A 14,768-nucleotide genomic window follows, 5' to 3' on the forward strand; every position below is an offset into this window, starting at 1 on the left:
TAATTATTGATAGTAATCCTTCAAAAATAGGATTTTTATTAAGTATCTCTACTTAATCCAGCTGAAATTCTCCTGAAAGCATCGCTCTTAAAGCAATTTCTTATTTTATATTTACCCTTCAAATTTTAAGATTGTCTGCAATAAGTTTTAAAAATATCAACCGCCTAGCAATCCCTGCAATTATTGCCGGGATTGCAGAACCCCTGATCTCTTTAACCGACATTGCCATTATAGGAAATGTAGATAAAAACCCCATCGAGTCCCTTGCCGCAGCGGGAATTGTTGGTTCTTTTCTTTCGGCCATTATCTGGATCGTGGCACAAACAAAAACCGCGATTTCTTCTATCGTATCCCAGCATTTAGGAGCAAATCGTTTGCACGCGGTAAAAACCCTGATTCCACAGGCAATCTATTTCAACCTTCTCTTCAGCATTGTGATTTATGTAACTACTGCTTTTTTTGCTGAAGCTATTTTCTCAGCCTACAATGCGGAAGGTTTAATCTTAAGTTATTCTGAAGAATATTATCAAATTCGTGCTTTAGGATATCCGCTAACCCTGGTGACCTTCGCAATATTTGGTATTTTTCGCGGACTCCAAAATACCTTGTGGGCAATGAAATGCAGTATCACCGGCGCCCTGGTCAATGTAATTTTAGATTTCACTCTTGTTTATGGAATTGAAGGATTTATTCCGGCCATGCATTTAAAAGGTGCCGCATACGCAAGTCTTGCTGCACAGGCTACAATGCTGGTTATGGCATTATGGTTTTTCTTTAAAAAGACGCCTTTTCATTTAAAACTGAGTTTTAATATCAATCCACAGTTAAAAGGCCTGCTTCTTATGGCTGCAAATCTATTTGTTCGCACCGCTGCACTTAATTTTGCTATCTATCTCGCCAATGCATATGCCACAGGTTATGGCAAAAATTATATCGCGGCACAAAGTATCCTTATGAACATCTGGCTGTTTTTCTCCTTTTTTATCGATGGTTATGCAAATGCCGGAAATGCGATTGGAGGCAAGCTCCTGGGCGCCAGGGATTATAAAAGCTTGTGGGAACTAAGCAAAAAGATCAGTAAATATTCAGTTTTTATAGCTTTTATTTTAATGGGGATTTGCGCCCTGTTTTATGATGAGATTGGGCTTATCTTTAATAAGGAAGACAGCGTTCTAATGCTTTTTTATTCTGTGTTTTGGCTGGTTTTATTAATGCAGCCGGTAAATGCGATCGCCTTTATGTTCGACGGAATTTTTAAAGGACTGGGAGAAGCAAAATATCTTCGGAATCTTTTACTTGCAGCTACATTTTTAGGATTCACTCCTGCATTGCTTATCGCAGATCACTTCGGAATGAAACTCTATGCCATCTGGATCGCTTTCTTTGTATGGATGCTTATTCGCAGCAGTGCACTTGTAATTCAATTCCGAAGAAAATATTTGAAAAAGGAGATTTGATCAAGCTTTTAATAAATAAATCTGAAGAATTTCTATGATGAAATCGTTCTTCCCGCCACCAATGCACGAATTAATAAATATTAAAAATTAGTTTAAATTGATGAGATTGCCTTTTGTTTTCTTGGGAAATCGCTAGAAATTACCTTAAAAATCAGTTAAAACCGGAGTTTGAACCAAGGAAGGACTGCACTTTATAAAGCATTATACTTACATTTGATAAAATTCACCAGCTATGACCACAACCCGGGAAAACGGAAGTTTATATATAAGCATTGAGAACAAGATCGCAACAATTGAATTTGGACATCCGGCCAGCAATTCATTTCCTTCAGAATTACTGGAACGACTTCAAAAGGGATTTCAAACCCTCTCAGAAGATGAAAGTGTGAATGTGATCGTGTTAAAATCGGAAGGAGAAAAGGCCTTTTGTGCCGGTGCTTCTTTTGATGAACTTGTAGCCGTGGAGAGTATGCAACAGGGGAAATTGTTTTTTTCCGGTTTTGCCAATGTAATCAATGCCATGAGGGATTGTAATAAACTGATCATTGGCCGAATCCAGGGAAAAACCGTTGGCGGAGGAGTTGGACTCGCTGCCGCTTGTGATTACGTTCTGGCCACTGAAGCTGCCTCGATAAAACTTTCCGAATTAAGCATTGGGATAGGACCTTTTGTGATCGCTCCGGCGGTGGAACGCAAAATTGGCATTTCCGGGCTGGCAGAACTGAGCCTGGCAGCGCACGAATGGAAAAATGCCTATTGGGCTAAGGAAAAAGGTTTATATGCAAAGGTGTTCGACTCCATTAAAGAGCTGGATAATGAAATACTCCTTTTTTCAGAAAAACTGGCCTCTTATAACCCACAGGCGCTGCTGGAAATGAAAAGGATCCTTTGGGAAAATACGGCAAGCTGGAAAAATTTGCTTCATGAAAGAGCTGCAATCAGTGGGGAATTGGTGCTTTCAGAATTTTCAAAACAGGCATTATCCAGATTTAAAAAATAGAATATCAGATTCATTAACCTTTAAAGCTTGAAAAAAAGGGGTTTTAGCCAAAACGATCACATTTAATTTAAATACCTTTCTAAAAATAAAACTTATGTCATTTCAACTCGAGATACCTAAAGATCAACAACCCACTCCTGAACAGGAATGGGGATTTACCATTTGGGAATTTATTATGGGAAACCTTTGGTATATCATTGGGATCATTGTAATTCTTGCCATTTTTTTTTACGCAAGGTCTTATATGAAAAAACACTAAATCATGATTCAAAACGATATTCCTGTAAGTGAAGAAACCTACACTATTTTCAGTTTTTTAAGTGGGATGGGGCTTTGGCTTATCCTGGCAATTGCATTAATTGGAGTTGTACTATATAAGAAATTCAAAAAGTGATCAACGCGTTTTTAACCAACCTGTAATACTTAACCGGGTTGTTTTTACGGGTTTTACCTCGTGTTCCAGCACCTGACTTTCAAAGATCACCACCCTTCCTGGAAAGGGATAAATGCTTTTTGCAACCTCAACGCCGTTTTCTTCCTTATAAATCACCAGTTCCCCGCCATTTTCAGGTTTCCAATCCTCATCGTTTAAATAACACACAAGGGAAAGTTTTCGTCGGTCGTCATTTTGAAAAGTATCCAGGTGCCTTTTGTAAAAAGTTCCTTCAGGATAAATGGCATAATGAAATTCCTTCTGAAGGATCCCCAAAAAGCAGGTTTTATTGAGGTATTCAACAAGCGCGTTTATCTTTCTAAAAAATAGCTGCTCTGCTTCCCCCGCTTCAGATTCATTGATCCACAGAATAAAATCACCCCGCACCGCTTTCTCAATCGTTTCATTTACCCTATTGCCAATAGCCGCTTTTTTAAAACGCTCTTCTTCATATTTATTAAGAAGTACAGTTCTTATAGAACCCACTTCTTCGGCGTCAAAAAAATCCTCCACTATACAATATTGATCCTCCAGCAACCCGGAAATAATCTTTTCATAAAGCGGATTTTCCTTAAACTCCAGTTGTTCAAACAATTCAGAAGAAGAACTAATCATAATATATATTTTAAAAAGACGCCAAATATACTGCAGGAAAGCTTTGGTTGTATCTTAAATTTAAGGTGATAAAAATCTTTATCTTTGCACCAAATAACGATTATGAGCAAGATCAGGATCACCAAACAATTTTCTTTTGAAACCGGCCACGCTCTATACGGGTACGATGGCAAATGTAAAAATGTTCACGGGCACAGTTATAAATTAAGCGTAACGGTAATAGGCGACCCAATTACCGATAAAACTAATGTAAAATACGGAATGGTGATAGATTTTGGCGATCTAAAAAAGATCGTGAAATCTGAAATTGTGGACCTTTTTGATCATGCGACGGTTTTTAATAAAAACACCCCACACATTGAGCTTGCCAGGGAACTTGAAAGTCGGGACCATAACGTGATTTTAGTAGAATATCAACCTACCAGTGAAAATATGGTAGTGGATTTTTCTGAAAAAATAAAAAACCGGTTGCCGGATCACATCAAGTTACACTCGCTAAGGCTTCAGGAAACCGAATCTTCCTTTGCAGAGTGGTATGCAAGTGATCAGGAAGCCCCCCAGCCCCCAAAGAGGGAGTAAAAAAAGGCTCCTAACCTTTTTTTCCAGGCAGAAGATTGAGACGGAAGGGTTACTTTACCAAATCCTCATTACTTCAAGGTCCAAACCGAAATTATTTTATATTTACAGTTCAGATTAATTCTATGAACATTCCCCGAGGCAAAAAAATATATTTTTCGAGCGACAATCATCTGGGTGCACCTACCCAAGAGGAAAGCAAACCACGGGAACTTCGGTTTGTGAAATGGCTGGATGAAATCAAAGAAGATGCTGCGGCTATTTTTTTGCTTGGCGATCTCTTCGACTTTTGGTTTGAATATAAACATGTAGTCCCAAAAGGTTTTGTACGAACCCTTGGAAAACTTGCCGAAATTCGCGACAGCGGAATCCCCATTTATTTTTTTGTTGGAAATCATGATCTCTGGATGGATGATTATTTTGAAAAGGAATTGAATATTCCTGTTTTTCACAAACCACAGGAATTTAAATTCAACTACAAAAAATTTCTGGTGGGTCACGGAGATGGCCTGGGGCCTGGAGATCATGGATATAAGCGTATGAAAAAGGTATTCACAAATCCTGTCTCAAAATGGTTGTATCGATGGCTGCATCCGGATATAGGTGTGCCTTTAGCGAAACATTTATCGGTTAAAAACAAAATGATATCGGGAGTAGAGGATCAAAAATTTCAAGGTGAGGAAGGTGAATGGCTTATTCAATATTGCAAGCAAAAACTGGAAACTACACATTACGATTATTTCATCTTCGGGCACCGCCATCTTCCTTTGGAAATTGACCTGAATGGCAAATCTACCTACATCAATTTAGGCGACTGGATTTCTCATTATACCTATGGAGAGTTTGATGGAAATGAATTAAAGCTGAAAATATTCCAGGTTTAAAATTCTTCATTGAATTTTTCCAAAGTTTAAATCTTCAACTGGATTTCGATATTTTACGAACTTATATCCTTCAATTTCAATTGCAAACTTACATTCCCATTCCATTCGTTTTCATCAAGGGAATACACGGCATTGAATTTTTTCTTATCTGTGATGAGTTCACTTTTATTGCCCAGGTTAAAGCCAATTGCATCAATAGATACAGAAGTATGACTTTGTTTCACCCTGCATTTTAAATGAAGATCGTCCCCGCCCACACATTTCCCATAACCGGTATCTTTTAGGTTTTTGGTAAGAAATACCGGGGACATATTCCCGGGACCATGAGGAGCGAATTGCTTCAGGATCCTATGGAATTTGGGAGAAATATCATCCAGTGCCAGCTCTGCGTCTATAGCTATTTCTGGAATCAGAAGTCGTTTATCTATACTAGAAGCAACTACTTCCTCAAATTTCTGTTTAAAACCTTCATAGTCTGATTCCAAAAGCGTGAGTCCTGCAGCATATTTATGTCCGCCAAATTGCTCGATGAATTCTTTACATCCCTCCAGTGCATCATACACATCAAAATCCTTTACAGACCGGGCCGAAGCAGCGAGTTTATCTCCGCTTTTAGTAAAAACCAATGTAGGCCTGTAATAGGTTTCAGTTAATCTGGAAGCGACAATCCCAATGACGCCCTTATGCCAGTTTTTATCATAAACTACGGTTGTAAACCGTTCCTTTTCCCGCAGTTCTTCAATTTGCACAAGGGCTTCTGCGGTAATGGCTTTATCTGCTTCCCTTCTGTCTGAATTAAAGGTTTCTATTTCTGAAGCAAAAAGATCAGCGGTTTCCTGATTTTCTTCCACCAACAAATTCACAGCATAAAGTCCGTGTTTCATTCTCCCGGCTGCATTAATGCGGGGAGCAATTATAAAAACCACATCGGTTATAGTAAGGGTTTCTTTTTTTATTTGTTTTATAATTGCCTTAAATCCGGGGCGTGGTGCAACATTGATAACCCGTAACCCATGATAGGCCAGAATGCGGTTTTCTCCTGTAATTGGGACAATATCTGCTCCTATTGCGGTAGCTACAAGATCGAGATAGGGCAACAGCGTATCCATAGAATACCCATTCTGGATTACCCAGGCCTGCATCAGTTTAAACCCAACTCCACAGCCACAAAGCTCCTTGTATGGATACTCACAATCCTCCCGTTTTGGATCCAACACCGCAACCGCTTTTGGGATTTTTTCTCCAGGCCTGTGATGGTCGCAAATAATGAAATCGATATTTTTTTCAGAAGCATACGCTACTTTGTCAATTGCTTTTATACCGCAATCCAAAGCGATGATTAAACTAATGTCATTATCGGCTGCAAAGTCTATCCCTTTATAGGAGATCCCATAACCTTCATCATACCTGTCCGGGATATAGGTGGCCACATTGGGATAAAAAGTTTTTAACCAGGATGAAATTAAAGCTACACTTGTGGTACCGTCTACATCATAATCCCCATAAACCATAATATTTTCTTCGGAAGTGATTGCTCTCGCTATCCTTTCAACGGCCAGATTCATATCCTTCATCAGGAACGGGTCATGCAGATCCTCCAAAGAAGGCCGAAAAAATTTTTTTGCCGATTCAAAATCTTCAATTCCCCTTTGTGCCAAAAGAGACGCCACCGGAATTTCTATTCCAAGCTGAGAAGCGAGTTTTGTAACGGTTTCAGGGTTTGGTTTTGGTTTTAGCGTCCAGCGCATTTTCTGTTTGGTTTATATAGTTTAAGATACTAAAAGAAACTTATTTTTTCTCTAATGGATTTCCTTTAAATTCTATTCCATCCCATCCTGTTTTCATGAAATTTCTAATATTAAGATGATTTTTGGCATCAAAATTTTCAAGAACATCATCAAAATAATATTTTCCAAAACAAGAAAGGGTGAAATACTCGCTTAGCCCCTCAAGTTTTGCAAAGGCAAAGATCTTACAGCTGCCGTTATTTTCCCCAGGGTTATTCTTTAGATCCCCGTTAGTGAATGCGGAAGGTGTAAAGTTATAATGATCCTCAATAACCTGAATGGTCCTTAAAAATTCATTTTCTTTGGGATCCTGTTTTAAGGCTGTGATAAATTGGGTAGGGTTCATAGGTATCTTTTTCTGTGATCACCAATTACGTATTAGTGCACAATTAATTATTCGTTTTCTGCTTCTTGGAATTTAAAGGGGTGTGAAAATATAAAAAAATAGTGTTATTTTTTTCCTGAAACCACCACTACGATCTCGCCTTTTGGCGGTTTTTGTGTATAATGAGCCAAAACTTCAGCAACCGTACCGCGAATGGTTTCTTCGTGAAGTTTAGTAATTTCCCTGGAAACAGAAATGGGCCTGTCGGACCCAAAAAATTCAGCAAACTGCGACAAGGTTTTTAGGAGTTTATGTGGAGATTCATAAAAAATGATGGTTCGTTGCTCTTCTGCCAGGAAGGTCAATCTGGTTTGCCTGCCTTTTTTTACCGGCAGGAAACCTTCAAAAATAAATTTATCATTAGGAAAACCACTGTTCACCAAAGCAGGCACAAAGGCTGTTGCTCCGGGAAGACAGTCTACCTCAACTCCGGCCTCTACGCAGGCGCGAACAAGTAAAAATCCGGGATCTGAAATTGCCGGAGTTCCGGCGTCGCTTATAAGTGCAAAAGTTTCTCCGTTTAGGATCCTTCGCACAATGGTTTCCACCGTTTTATGCTCATTGTGCATATGGTGGCTGTGCATAGGGGTATTTATTTCAAAATGTTTCAGTAATTTTCCGCTGTTCCGGGTATCTTCAGCGAGGATGTAATCAACCTCTTTCAGCACCCGAATGGCGCGAAAAGTCATATCTTCAAGATTACCAATAGGGGTGGGGACCAAATATAATTTCGACATTTTCAGAAATGAATTTTCAGAAGGAATTTAGGATTTGAATTTATTTTCCACCAACTCCATAAATTTTTGCTCATACTCCTCTTTTCCGACCCAGTTTTTATAATCGGGTTTTACCAACAGCTGAACAAATTTCTTAGCCTCGGTTACAGAATCAAAGGTGTTAATTTGGGAAATCACCCTGTTATAATCGGCTGTTTTTCCATCAAAAAGATGACGAATAAAAGCCAGCCGCTCATTAAGTCCAATATTAATCCCGTTCTTTAAGCGATCGTTCAAAGATCTTGGGCGCTCTTCTTTATCCTGTTTTTTTACAGGTTCAAAATTTGGCAAATTATCATAATCTACTCCAATGTCACGGAAATCCTTTTTAGGTTTTGAAGGGGTTTCTGTAGATTTATCCAAACCGTTTTTGGAAATTATAGTGTTGATTAAATTATCCACATTTTGAGTTTCCGGTGGCATTTGGGCAACGATATCCTTAATTTTTTCTGTATTGGGTTCGGTAAGAGCATCGGAATCGTTGTATTGGGTTCCATCTGGCAGATAATCATCCTTTTCTTCCTGTTTATTATCAACCGATGCAGGAGGATCCAAGGTTTCATTTTTGGAAGCAACCTCAACCTGCTCTACTTTAGATTCTTTTCTATTCAACTCTTCTTCAGAAGATATATTAGAAGAAAAAGCTTCGAGATTTTTTTCGGTGAAATCTAAAACCGTAAGTTTTTCGTATAATCCAAGCACTTGATTCTTTAAGAAAGAAGTAGAATTATCCTCACTATTATTTAGAATTTTAGTTGCCAGATCTTTCAATTCGGCGTGCAATTTCTTTTTCATTCTGGATTGTATTTAAGTTACAAAGACTAACTGACTCAATATGCCGCAAAAATTTTACCAAAATTAAAGTCGGTAGTGCCTTATTCTTTTTTCAGCCTGATTTACAAATTTAAAGAACCATCCTGCTTAACCGGTTGTATTTTTAATAAATTTGTGTCAACTTTATGCAGATTAGGCATATTTCCTTTTCGGCATTGAAAATTACAAAATGTTTCTCGAAAATACAGTAAATCATAAGGAGCAATTTGGCTGGATAGAAGTTATCTGTGGATCGATGTTTTCCGGTAAAACCGAAGAACTCATCCGCAGGTTAAAACGAGCCAAATTTGCCAAACAAAAGGTAGAGATCTTTAAACCGGTTATAGACAAGCGCTATCACGAGGAAATGGTAGTTTCTCATGACGCCAATGAAATTAGGTCTACGCCTGTTCCATCTGCTGCCACCATCCGGCTGATGGCTGATGGTTGCGATGTGGTGGGAATTGATGAGGCGCAGTTTTTTGATGATGAGATCGTAACCGTTTGCAATGACCTGGCCAACCGCGGGGTACGGGTAATCGTTGCCGGACTGGATATGGATTTTAAAGGGAATCCCTTTGGCCCAATGCCTAATTTGATGGCAACGGCAGAATATGTAACCAAAGTACACGCAGTATGCACCCGTACCGGAAATTTGGCACAATTTAGCTATAGAAAAGCGTCTAATGATGATATCGTCTTTTTAGGAGAAAATGAAGAATATGAACCTTTAAGCCGCGGAGCTTATTATAAGGCGATGCTTAAAGAACGAGTAAAACAATTTCCGGTAACCGATGCGGAAACTCTGGAATCCATCAAAAAATCAGATTAATGCCAAAAACACGGGAAACTATTCTTGAAATAGATCTTGGCGCACTCGCCCATAACTATCGCTATTTACGTTCAAAAGTTCCGGAAAATGTGAAGATGATGGGCGTTGTGAAAGCTTTTGCCTATGGCAGTGAGGCTGGTGAAGTTGCTCATAAACTCAGCGAACTTGGCATCGATTTTTTTGCTGTTGCCTATACTTCTGAAGGGATTGCACTGCGGGAAGCCGGAATAAAAGACCCAATCCTGGTGCTTCATCCGCAATCTGTAAATTTTGAAAGCATTATAGAACATTGCCTGGAACCAAGTATTTACAGTGAATTTGTTCTGAAGGAATTTATAAAGTCTGCTGAAAAACTTGGGCAAAAAGATTATCCAGTTCATATAAAACTGAATACCGGTCTTAACAGACTTGGTTTTATTGAAAAGGAACTGGAAATGATTTTTGATGCATTTTCCAATACCAATGCCATTAAAATTAAAGGGGTGTTTTCACACCTTGCCGCTAGTGAAGACTGGCGGGAACGGGAATTTACATTGGGGCAAATAGGGAAATTCAGCACTATGGCAAGGCTTTTCATGAATGCCCTCAAGTATAAACCCATATTACATCTTTGTAATACGTCCGGGATCATCAATTATCCGGAAGCCCTCTTTGATATGGTACGCAGCGGAATTGGTCTTTATGGTTTTTCTAACGATATGGAAATCGACAAACACTTAAAGCCTGTTGGCACACTTAAAACCATCATTTCACAAATCCATCCTATTGAAAAGGGGGAAACCATAGGATATAACCGGGCATATAAAGCTGCCGGACCCATGAAAACTGCTACATTGCCCATAGGTCATGCCGATGGGATCAACCGGCAATTCGGGAACGAACGGGCCGGAGTTTTTGTTATTGGTCACTTTGCCCCCATTATCGGGAATATTTGCATGGATATGTTAATGATAGACATCACGGGGATTCCATGCGAAGAAGGCGATGAAGTCATTATTTTTGGTGAAATTCAGCCCGCTACCAAATTTGCTGAAAAAGGAAAGACTATTTCCTATGAATTAATTACCGGAATTTCCCAGCGGGTTAAGCGAATAATCAAACCTGAATAAATTTTCAGTCTTTTTAAAACGAGTGCTAATTTTTTATGTAAATTGCTTTTAATTAACCAAAAGCCAACAAAATGGGATTTTTTAAAGATTTTAAAACCTTTTTACTACGAGGTGATATTGTTGCCCTTGCTACTGCGGTAGTAATTGGAGCAGCTTTTAATAAAATTGTAAGCTCTGTAGTTTCCGATGTTATTATGCCTCTTATAGGTCTGATGACAGGAGGAGAAGCTTTTTCTCAAAAATTTCTTTCCCTGGATGGAAATTCCTATGAAACCTTGGAAGCTGCAATTGAAGCCGAGGCTGCTATTATAACCTATGGTAATTTAATAGATGCTATCATCCATTTTATAATTGTAGGATTCTTTATATTTTTAGTGCTTCGCGCATATGAAAGATCTAAAAAGAAAAAAGAAGAAGCTCCTGCAGCTCCAAAAGGACCTACTCAGGAAGAATTGCTTATTGAAATTAGAGACGAATTAAAACGACAAAACAAGCCAGGGAATATTTAAATCAATAAAAAGTACGCACACCGCTACACTACCTATTTTTTAATTTTAAACCCTTGCTTCGGCAGGGGTTATTTTTATAACAAAAATCACAATTGTGTTTAATTTGAAATATTGGAGTTAAAATTAAACGGTGCGGGGCATCAAATTATATTTTGAATAATATATTTGTATTTTACAAAAACAAACCTCACAGGTTTTTAAAACCTGTGAGGTTTAATAAACACTAAATATGAAAGTAGCAGTAGTTGGAGCCACCGGAATGGTAGGCACTATAATTTTAAAGGTATTGGAAGAACGCAATTTCCCGTTTTCAGAATTATACCTCGTAGCGTCCGAGCGATCTATTGGAACCGAGGTAAAATTTAAAAACAAAACCTATAAGGTAATAGGTTTGCAGGAAGCCGTAGATCTTAAACCGGACCTTGCCCTGTTTTCAGCCGGAGGTGACACTTCTTTGGAATGGGCACCGAAATTTGCCGAAAATGGCACCACCGTAATAGATAATTCTTCGGCCTGGAGAATGGACAAAACAAAAAAACTGATCATTCCGGAGATCAATGCCGGTGAACTGACCTCAGAAGATAAAATTATTGCCAATCCAAACTGTTCTACAATACAGTTGCTCATGGCGCTAAAACCTTTGCACGATAAATACACCATCAAACGCGTGGTGGTTTCCACCTATCAATCCATTACAGGAACCGGAGTAAAAGCTGTTCAGCAATTGGAAAATGAATATAAGGGAGCAAAAGGAGAAATGGCATACCCATATCCAATTCATAAAAATGCACTTCCACATTGTGATGTTTTTACAGAAAACGGTTACACTAAAGAGGAAATGAAACTTACCAATGAAACCAAAAAGATATTGGGAGATGATACGGTTTTGGTTTCTGCAACGGCAATCCGGATTCCGGTGGTTGGTGGTCATAGTGAATCGGTCAATATTCAATTTGAAAATGATTTTACCGAAGGGGATGTACGACGGATCCTAAGTGATTTTCCCGGTGTAACCGTACAGGATAATCCCGAATTGAATACGTATCCAATGCCAATTTATGCAGAAGGAAAAGACGATGTTTTTGTTGGACGGATTCGCAGAGATTATTCGCAACCCAATACTCTGAATATGTGGATTGTAGCCGATAATTTACGAAAAGGAGCTGCTACCAATGCAGTACAAATCGCCGAATATCTAGTGGAAAATAAAATTGTGTAAGTATTGTTGTGGATAACAAATCCCTGCATTTTGCCCAACGTTAATCAACATCGATGAACACCGGACCTTGTGTGTTTTTAAGGGAACGTTAATTTCAACTAAAAACCCTATTTTTGAGTTTACCATATAATTCTTAATAATGAAAAAAATAATACCCGGAATTTTCGCTGTAGTCGTTTTATTCTCCTGTAATGACAATTCCAAAAATGAAACCACCTCCTTGAACTATCCAGAAACCAAAAAAGTAGATACCGTTACCAATTACTTCGGAACTGAAGTTACCGACCCCTATCGATGGCTCGAAGATGACAGAAGTCCGGAAACCGAGGATTGGGTAAAAGCACAAAACAAGGTAACTTATAACTACCTCGATCAAATTCCTTACAGAAAGGAACTGAACGAGCGGCTAACCAAATTATGGAATTACGAAAAATTAGGCGCTCCCTTTACCGAAGGAGATTATACCTACTTCTTTAAAAATGACGGACTTCAAAATCAATATGTTGTTTACAGAAAGAAAGATCAGGATGCTGAAGCTGAAGTTTTTTTAGATCCCAATAAATTCAGCAAAGACGGAACAACTTCCCTTGGTGGATTGAATTTTTCTAAAGACGGTTCAAAAGCGGCCTATAGTATTTCTGAAGGCGGTAGCGACTGGAGAAAGATTCTTGTTATGGATACCGAAACTAAGGAAGTAATTGAAGATACCATAATAGACGTAAAATTCAGCGGAGTTTCATGGAAGGCCGATGAAGGTTTTTACTATTCAAGTTATGAAAAACCTGAAGGCAGCGAGCTTTCAGCAAAAACAGATCAGCACAGGTTATTTTATCATAAGCTTGGAACCAAACAAAGCGAAGACAAGATCGTTTTTGGCGGAACCGATGCCCAAAAACATCGCTATGTAGGCGGATCGGTTTCTGAAGATAACAACTATTTATTTATTTCAGCAAGAAACTCCACTTCAGGCGGGAAACTTTTTATGATGGATCTTACCAAAGAAGATGCAGAACTGGTTAGCATTCTTGATAATGAAGGTTCAGATACCTATGTGATAGAAAATGAGGGCAGCAAACTCTATATCGTAACAAATATGGATGCTCCAAATAAAAAAATTGTTACAGTCGATGCTTCCAGCCCAACTCCGGAAAACTGGAAAGATTTTATTCCTGAAACCAAAAATGTATTGAGCCCTTCCACCGGTGGTGGGTATTTCTTCACCAATTATATGGTAGATGCGGTTTCTCAGGTTAAACAATACAATTACGAAGGAAAGTTGATACGGGAAGTAGCATTGCCGGGAATTGGCTCTGTTGGTGGATTTGGAGCCAAAAAAGATAAAGAAGAACTTTATTACTCCTTCACGAACTATATAACTCCGGGAAGTATCTATAAATATGCTATTGAAGCCGGAACTTCTGAGTTATACAATAAACCGGACATTGATTTTAATCCTGAAGACTTTGAAAGCAAGCAGGTTTTTTATACTTCAAAAGACGGCACAAAGATCCCAATGATCATCACTCATAAAAAAGGACTTGAACTCAACGGGAAAAATCCCACCATTCTTTACGGTTATGGAGGGTTTAATATAAGCCTGACCCCATCATTCAGCATTGCTAATGCTGTTTGGATGGAACAAGGCGGCATTTATGCGGTTCCCAATTTACGTGGAGGTGGAGAATATGGAAAAGACTGGCACAATGCCGGAATAAAACTGAAAAAACAAAACGTTTTTGACGATTTTATCGCTGCAGCCGAATATTTGATAAATGAAAATTATACTTCCAGCGATTATTTGGCGGTACGCGGAGCCTCTAATGGCGGATTGCTGGTAGGTGCAGCAATGACCCAAAGACCGGAGTTGATGAAAGTAGCTTTGCCTGCAGTAGGCGTGATGGATATGCTGAGATACCACACCTTTACCGCCGGAGCCGGATGGGCCTATGATTATGGAACTTCAGAAGACGATAAGGAAATGTTTGATTATTTATATGGTTATTCTCCCGTTCATAATGTAAAAGAGGGCATTGAATATCCTGCAACGATGGTAACTACAGGAGATCATGACGACCGCGTGGTTCCTGCACATTCCTTTAAATTTGCAGCTGAACTACAGGAAAAACAAGCAGGAAATAATCCTGTTCTAATACGCATTGAAACCAAAGCCGGCCATGGTGCAGGAAAACCCACTTCAATGATAATAGATGAATATGCCGACATATTTGGGTTTACACTCTATAATATGGGGTTTGAAGTTTTGCCCAATAAAATAAATAAGAAGGTGAAAGGATAATTTTTCATCCTCAGTTATCTTGATACAAATGCCTCCGGAATAACTTTCGGAGGCATTTTTTATTTGATGAAGCAGTT

General features: G+C 38.8%; 16 protein-coding genes. 11 read left to right on the forward strand and 5 right to left on the reverse strand.

The window, feature by feature from the left end; translation table 11 throughout:
• Nucleotides 1–131: 131 nt before the first annotated feature.
• The 4 genes from ACKGJN_RS02415 to ACKGJN_RS02430 all read left to right on the forward strand — a co-directional run bounded on the left by ACKGJN_RS02415 (nt 132) and on the right by ACKGJN_RS02430 (nt 2,851).
• Nucleotides 132–1,457 carry an MATE family efflux transporter gene (locus tag ACKGJN_RS02415; protein WP_409537829.1) on the forward strand — a complete coding sequence of 442 codons (1,326 nt, stop codon included), beginning with the start codon at nt 132–134 and terminating at the stop codon, nt 1,455–1,457.
• Nucleotides 1,458–1,689: 232 nt separating this feature from the next.
• Nucleotides 1,690–2,457 carry an enoyl-CoA hydratase/isomerase family protein gene (locus ACKGJN_RS02420; RefSeq protein ID WP_409537830.1) on the forward strand — a complete coding sequence of 256 codons (768 nt, stop codon included), beginning with the start codon at nt 1,690–1,692 and terminating at the stop codon, nt 2,455–2,457.
• 94 nt (nt 2,458–2,551) lie between these two features.
• Entirely contained in the window at nt 2,552–2,716 is a 165-nt protein-coding gene (locus tag ACKGJN_RS02425) for a hypothetical protein (protein ID WP_409537831.1), read from the forward strand.
• 3 nt (nt 2,717–2,719) lie between these two features.
• Nucleotides 2,720–2,851, forward strand: a complete 132-nt coding sequence (locus tag ACKGJN_RS02430) for a hypothetical protein (RefSeq protein ID WP_409537832.1) — start codon at nt 2,720–2,722, stop codon at nt 2,849–2,851.
• Here the strand turns inward: ACKGJN_RS02430 and ACKGJN_RS02435 are convergent, their stop codons facing one another.
• Nucleotides 2,852–3,505, reverse strand: coding sequence for a 2OG-Fe(II) oxygenase (locus tag ACKGJN_RS02435; RefSeq protein ID WP_409537833.1), 654 nt, complete (start codon nt 3,503–3,505; stop codon nt 2,852–2,854).
• 102 nt (nt 3,506–3,607) lie between these two features.
• Here ACKGJN_RS02435 and ACKGJN_RS02440 point away from each other — a divergent pair, with 102 nt between their 5' ends.
• Both ACKGJN_RS02440 and ACKGJN_RS02445 read left to right on the forward strand, forming a co-directional pair.
• The gene (locus ACKGJN_RS02440; RefSeq protein ID WP_409537834.1) at nt 3,608–4,084 is read left to right on the forward strand and encodes a 6-pyruvoyl trahydropterin synthase family protein; all 477 of its coding nucleotides are present in this window, start codon (nt 3,608–3,610) and stop codon (nt 4,082–4,084) included.
• A gap of 122 nt (nt 4,085–4,206) precedes the next feature.
• The gene (locus ACKGJN_RS02445) at nt 4,207–4,965 is read left to right on the forward strand and encodes a UDP-2,3-diacylglucosamine diphosphatase (RefSeq protein WP_409537835.1); all 759 of its coding nucleotides are present in this window, start codon (nt 4,207–4,209) and stop codon (nt 4,963–4,965) included.
• Between the two features lie 53 nt (nt 4,966–5,018).
• On the opposite strand, the gene recJ is transcribed toward ACKGJN_RS02445, so the two are convergent.
• The 4 genes from recJ to ACKGJN_RS02465 form a co-directional block, all read right to left on the reverse strand.
• Complete coding sequence (gene recJ / locus ACKGJN_RS02450) at nt 5,019–6,713, reverse strand: single-stranded-DNA-specific exonuclease RecJ (RefSeq protein ID WP_409537836.1); 1,695 nt, start codon at nt 6,711–6,713, stop codon at nt 5,019–5,021.
• A gap of 40 nt (nt 6,714–6,753) precedes the next feature.
• Nucleotides 6,754–7,098, reverse strand: coding sequence for a HopJ type III effector protein (locus tag ACKGJN_RS02455; protein ID WP_409537837.1), 345 nt, complete (start codon nt 7,096–7,098; stop codon nt 6,754–6,756).
• Nucleotides 7,099–7,202: 104 nt separating this feature from the next.
• A complete protein-coding gene (gene rsmI / locus ACKGJN_RS02460; RefSeq protein ID WP_409537838.1) occupies nt 7,203–7,874 on the reverse strand; it encodes a 16S rRNA (cytidine(1402)-2'-O)-methyltransferase in 672 nt (223 codons plus the stop codon).
• A 27-nt stretch (nt 7,875–7,901) separates the two neighbouring features.
• Entirely contained in the window at nt 7,902–8,708 is an 807-nt protein-coding gene (locus tag ACKGJN_RS02465) for a hypothetical protein (RefSeq protein WP_409537840.1), read from the reverse strand.
• Nucleotides 8,709–8,916: 208 nt separating this feature from the next.
• On the opposite strand from ACKGJN_RS02465, the gene ACKGJN_RS02470 reads away from it, so the two are divergent.
• The 5 genes from ACKGJN_RS02470 (at nt 8,917) to ACKGJN_RS02490 (ending at nt 14,691) form a co-directional block, all read left to right on the forward strand.
• A complete protein-coding gene (locus ACKGJN_RS02470; protein WP_409537841.1) occupies nt 8,917–9,558 on the forward strand; it encodes a thymidine kinase in 642 nt (213 codons plus the stop codon).
• Nucleotides 9,558–10,667 (forward strand): alanine racemase, encoded by a 1,110-nt coding sequence (gene alr / locus ACKGJN_RS02475; protein ID WP_409537842.1) that lies wholly within the window; start codon nt 9,558–9,560, stop codon nt 10,665–10,667. The genes ACKGJN_RS02470 and alr overlap by 1 nt, the downstream gene beginning before the upstream one ends.
• Nucleotides 10,668–10,738: 71 nt before the next feature.
• Nucleotides 10,739–11,176 carry a large conductance mechanosensitive channel protein MscL gene (gene mscL, locus ACKGJN_RS02480; RefSeq protein ID WP_409537843.1) on the forward strand — a complete coding sequence of 146 codons (438 nt, stop codon included), beginning with the start codon at nt 10,739–10,741 and terminating at the stop codon, nt 11,174–11,176.
• A 229-nt stretch (nt 11,177–11,405) separates the two neighbouring features.
• Nucleotides 11,406–12,395, forward strand: coding sequence for an aspartate-semialdehyde dehydrogenase (locus ACKGJN_RS02485; protein WP_409537844.1), 990 nt, complete (start codon nt 11,406–11,408; stop codon nt 12,393–12,395).
• 139 nt (nt 12,396–12,534) lie between these two features.
• The gene (locus ACKGJN_RS02490) at nt 12,535–14,691 is read left to right on the forward strand and encodes a prolyl oligopeptidase family serine peptidase (protein ID WP_409537845.1); all 2,157 of its coding nucleotides are present in this window, start codon (nt 12,535–12,537) and stop codon (nt 14,689–14,691) included.
• The last annotated feature ends 77 nt before the right edge of the window (nt 14,692–14,768 follow it).

Origin of the sequence: Gillisia xinjiangensis (genome assembly GCF_046298265.1) — a bacterium.
In the GTDB taxonomy this organism is placed as follows: Bacteria; Bacteroidota; Bacteroidia; order Flavobacteriales; family Flavobacteriaceae; genus Gillisia; species Gillisia xinjiangensis.

Bases quoted from the DNA above. Each gene is read 5' to 3' on its own strand.
- ACKGJN_RS02435 (WP_409537833.1), bottom strand. From the start codon at position 3,505: ATGATTAGTTCTTCTTCTGAATTGTTTGAACAACTGGAGTTTAAGGAA.
- ACKGJN_RS02440 (WP_409537834.1), top strand. From the start codon at position 3,608: ATGAGCAAGATCAGGATCACCAAACAATTTTCTTTTGAAACCGGCCAC.
- rsmI (WP_409537838.1), bottom strand. From the start codon at position 7,874: ATGTCGAAATTATATTTGGTCCCCACCCCTATTGGTAATCTTGAAGAT.
- mscL (WP_409537843.1), top strand. From the start codon at position 10,739: ATGGGATTTTTTAAAGATTTTAAAACCTTTTTACTACGAGGTGATATT.
- ACKGJN_RS02485 (WP_409537844.1), top strand. From the start codon at position 11,406: ATGAAAGTAGCAGTAGTTGGAGCCACCGGAATGGTAGGCACTATAATT.
- ACKGJN_RS02490 (WP_409537845.1), top strand. From the start codon at position 12,535: ATGAAAAAAATAATACCCGGAATTTTCGCTGTAGTCGTTTTATTCTCC.
- ACKGJN_RS02465 (WP_409537840.1), bottom strand. From the start codon at position 8,708: ATGAAAAAGAAATTGCACGCCGAATTGAAAGATCTGGCAACTAAAATT.
- ACKGJN_RS02425 (WP_409537831.1), top strand. From the start codon at position 2,552: ATGTCATTTCAACTCGAGATACCTAAAGATCAACAACCCACTCCTGAA.
- alr (WP_409537842.1), top strand. From the start codon at position 9,558: ATGCCAAAAACACGGGAAACTATTCTTGAAATAGATCTTGGCGCACTC.
- recJ (WP_409537836.1), bottom strand. From the start codon at position 6,713: ATGCGCTGGACGCTAAAACCAAAACCAAACCCTGAAACCGTTACAAAA.
- ACKGJN_RS02420 (WP_409537830.1), top strand. From the start codon at position 1,690: ATGACCACAACCCGGGAAAACGGAAGTTTATATATAAGCATTGAGAAC.
- ACKGJN_RS02470 (WP_409537841.1), top strand. From the start codon at position 8,917: ATGTTTCTCGAAAATACAGTAAATCATAAGGAGCAATTTGGCTGGATA.
- ACKGJN_RS02455 (WP_409537837.1), bottom strand. From the start codon at position 7,098: ATGAACCCTACCCAATTTATCACAGCCTTAAAACAGGATCCCAAAGAA.
- ACKGJN_RS02430 (WP_409537832.1), top strand. From the start codon at position 2,720: ATGATTCAAAACGATATTCCTGTAAGTGAAGAAACCTACACTATTTTC.
- ACKGJN_RS02445 (WP_409537835.1), top strand. From the start codon at position 4,207: ATGAACATTCCCCGAGGCAAAAAAATATATTTTTCGAGCGACAATCAT.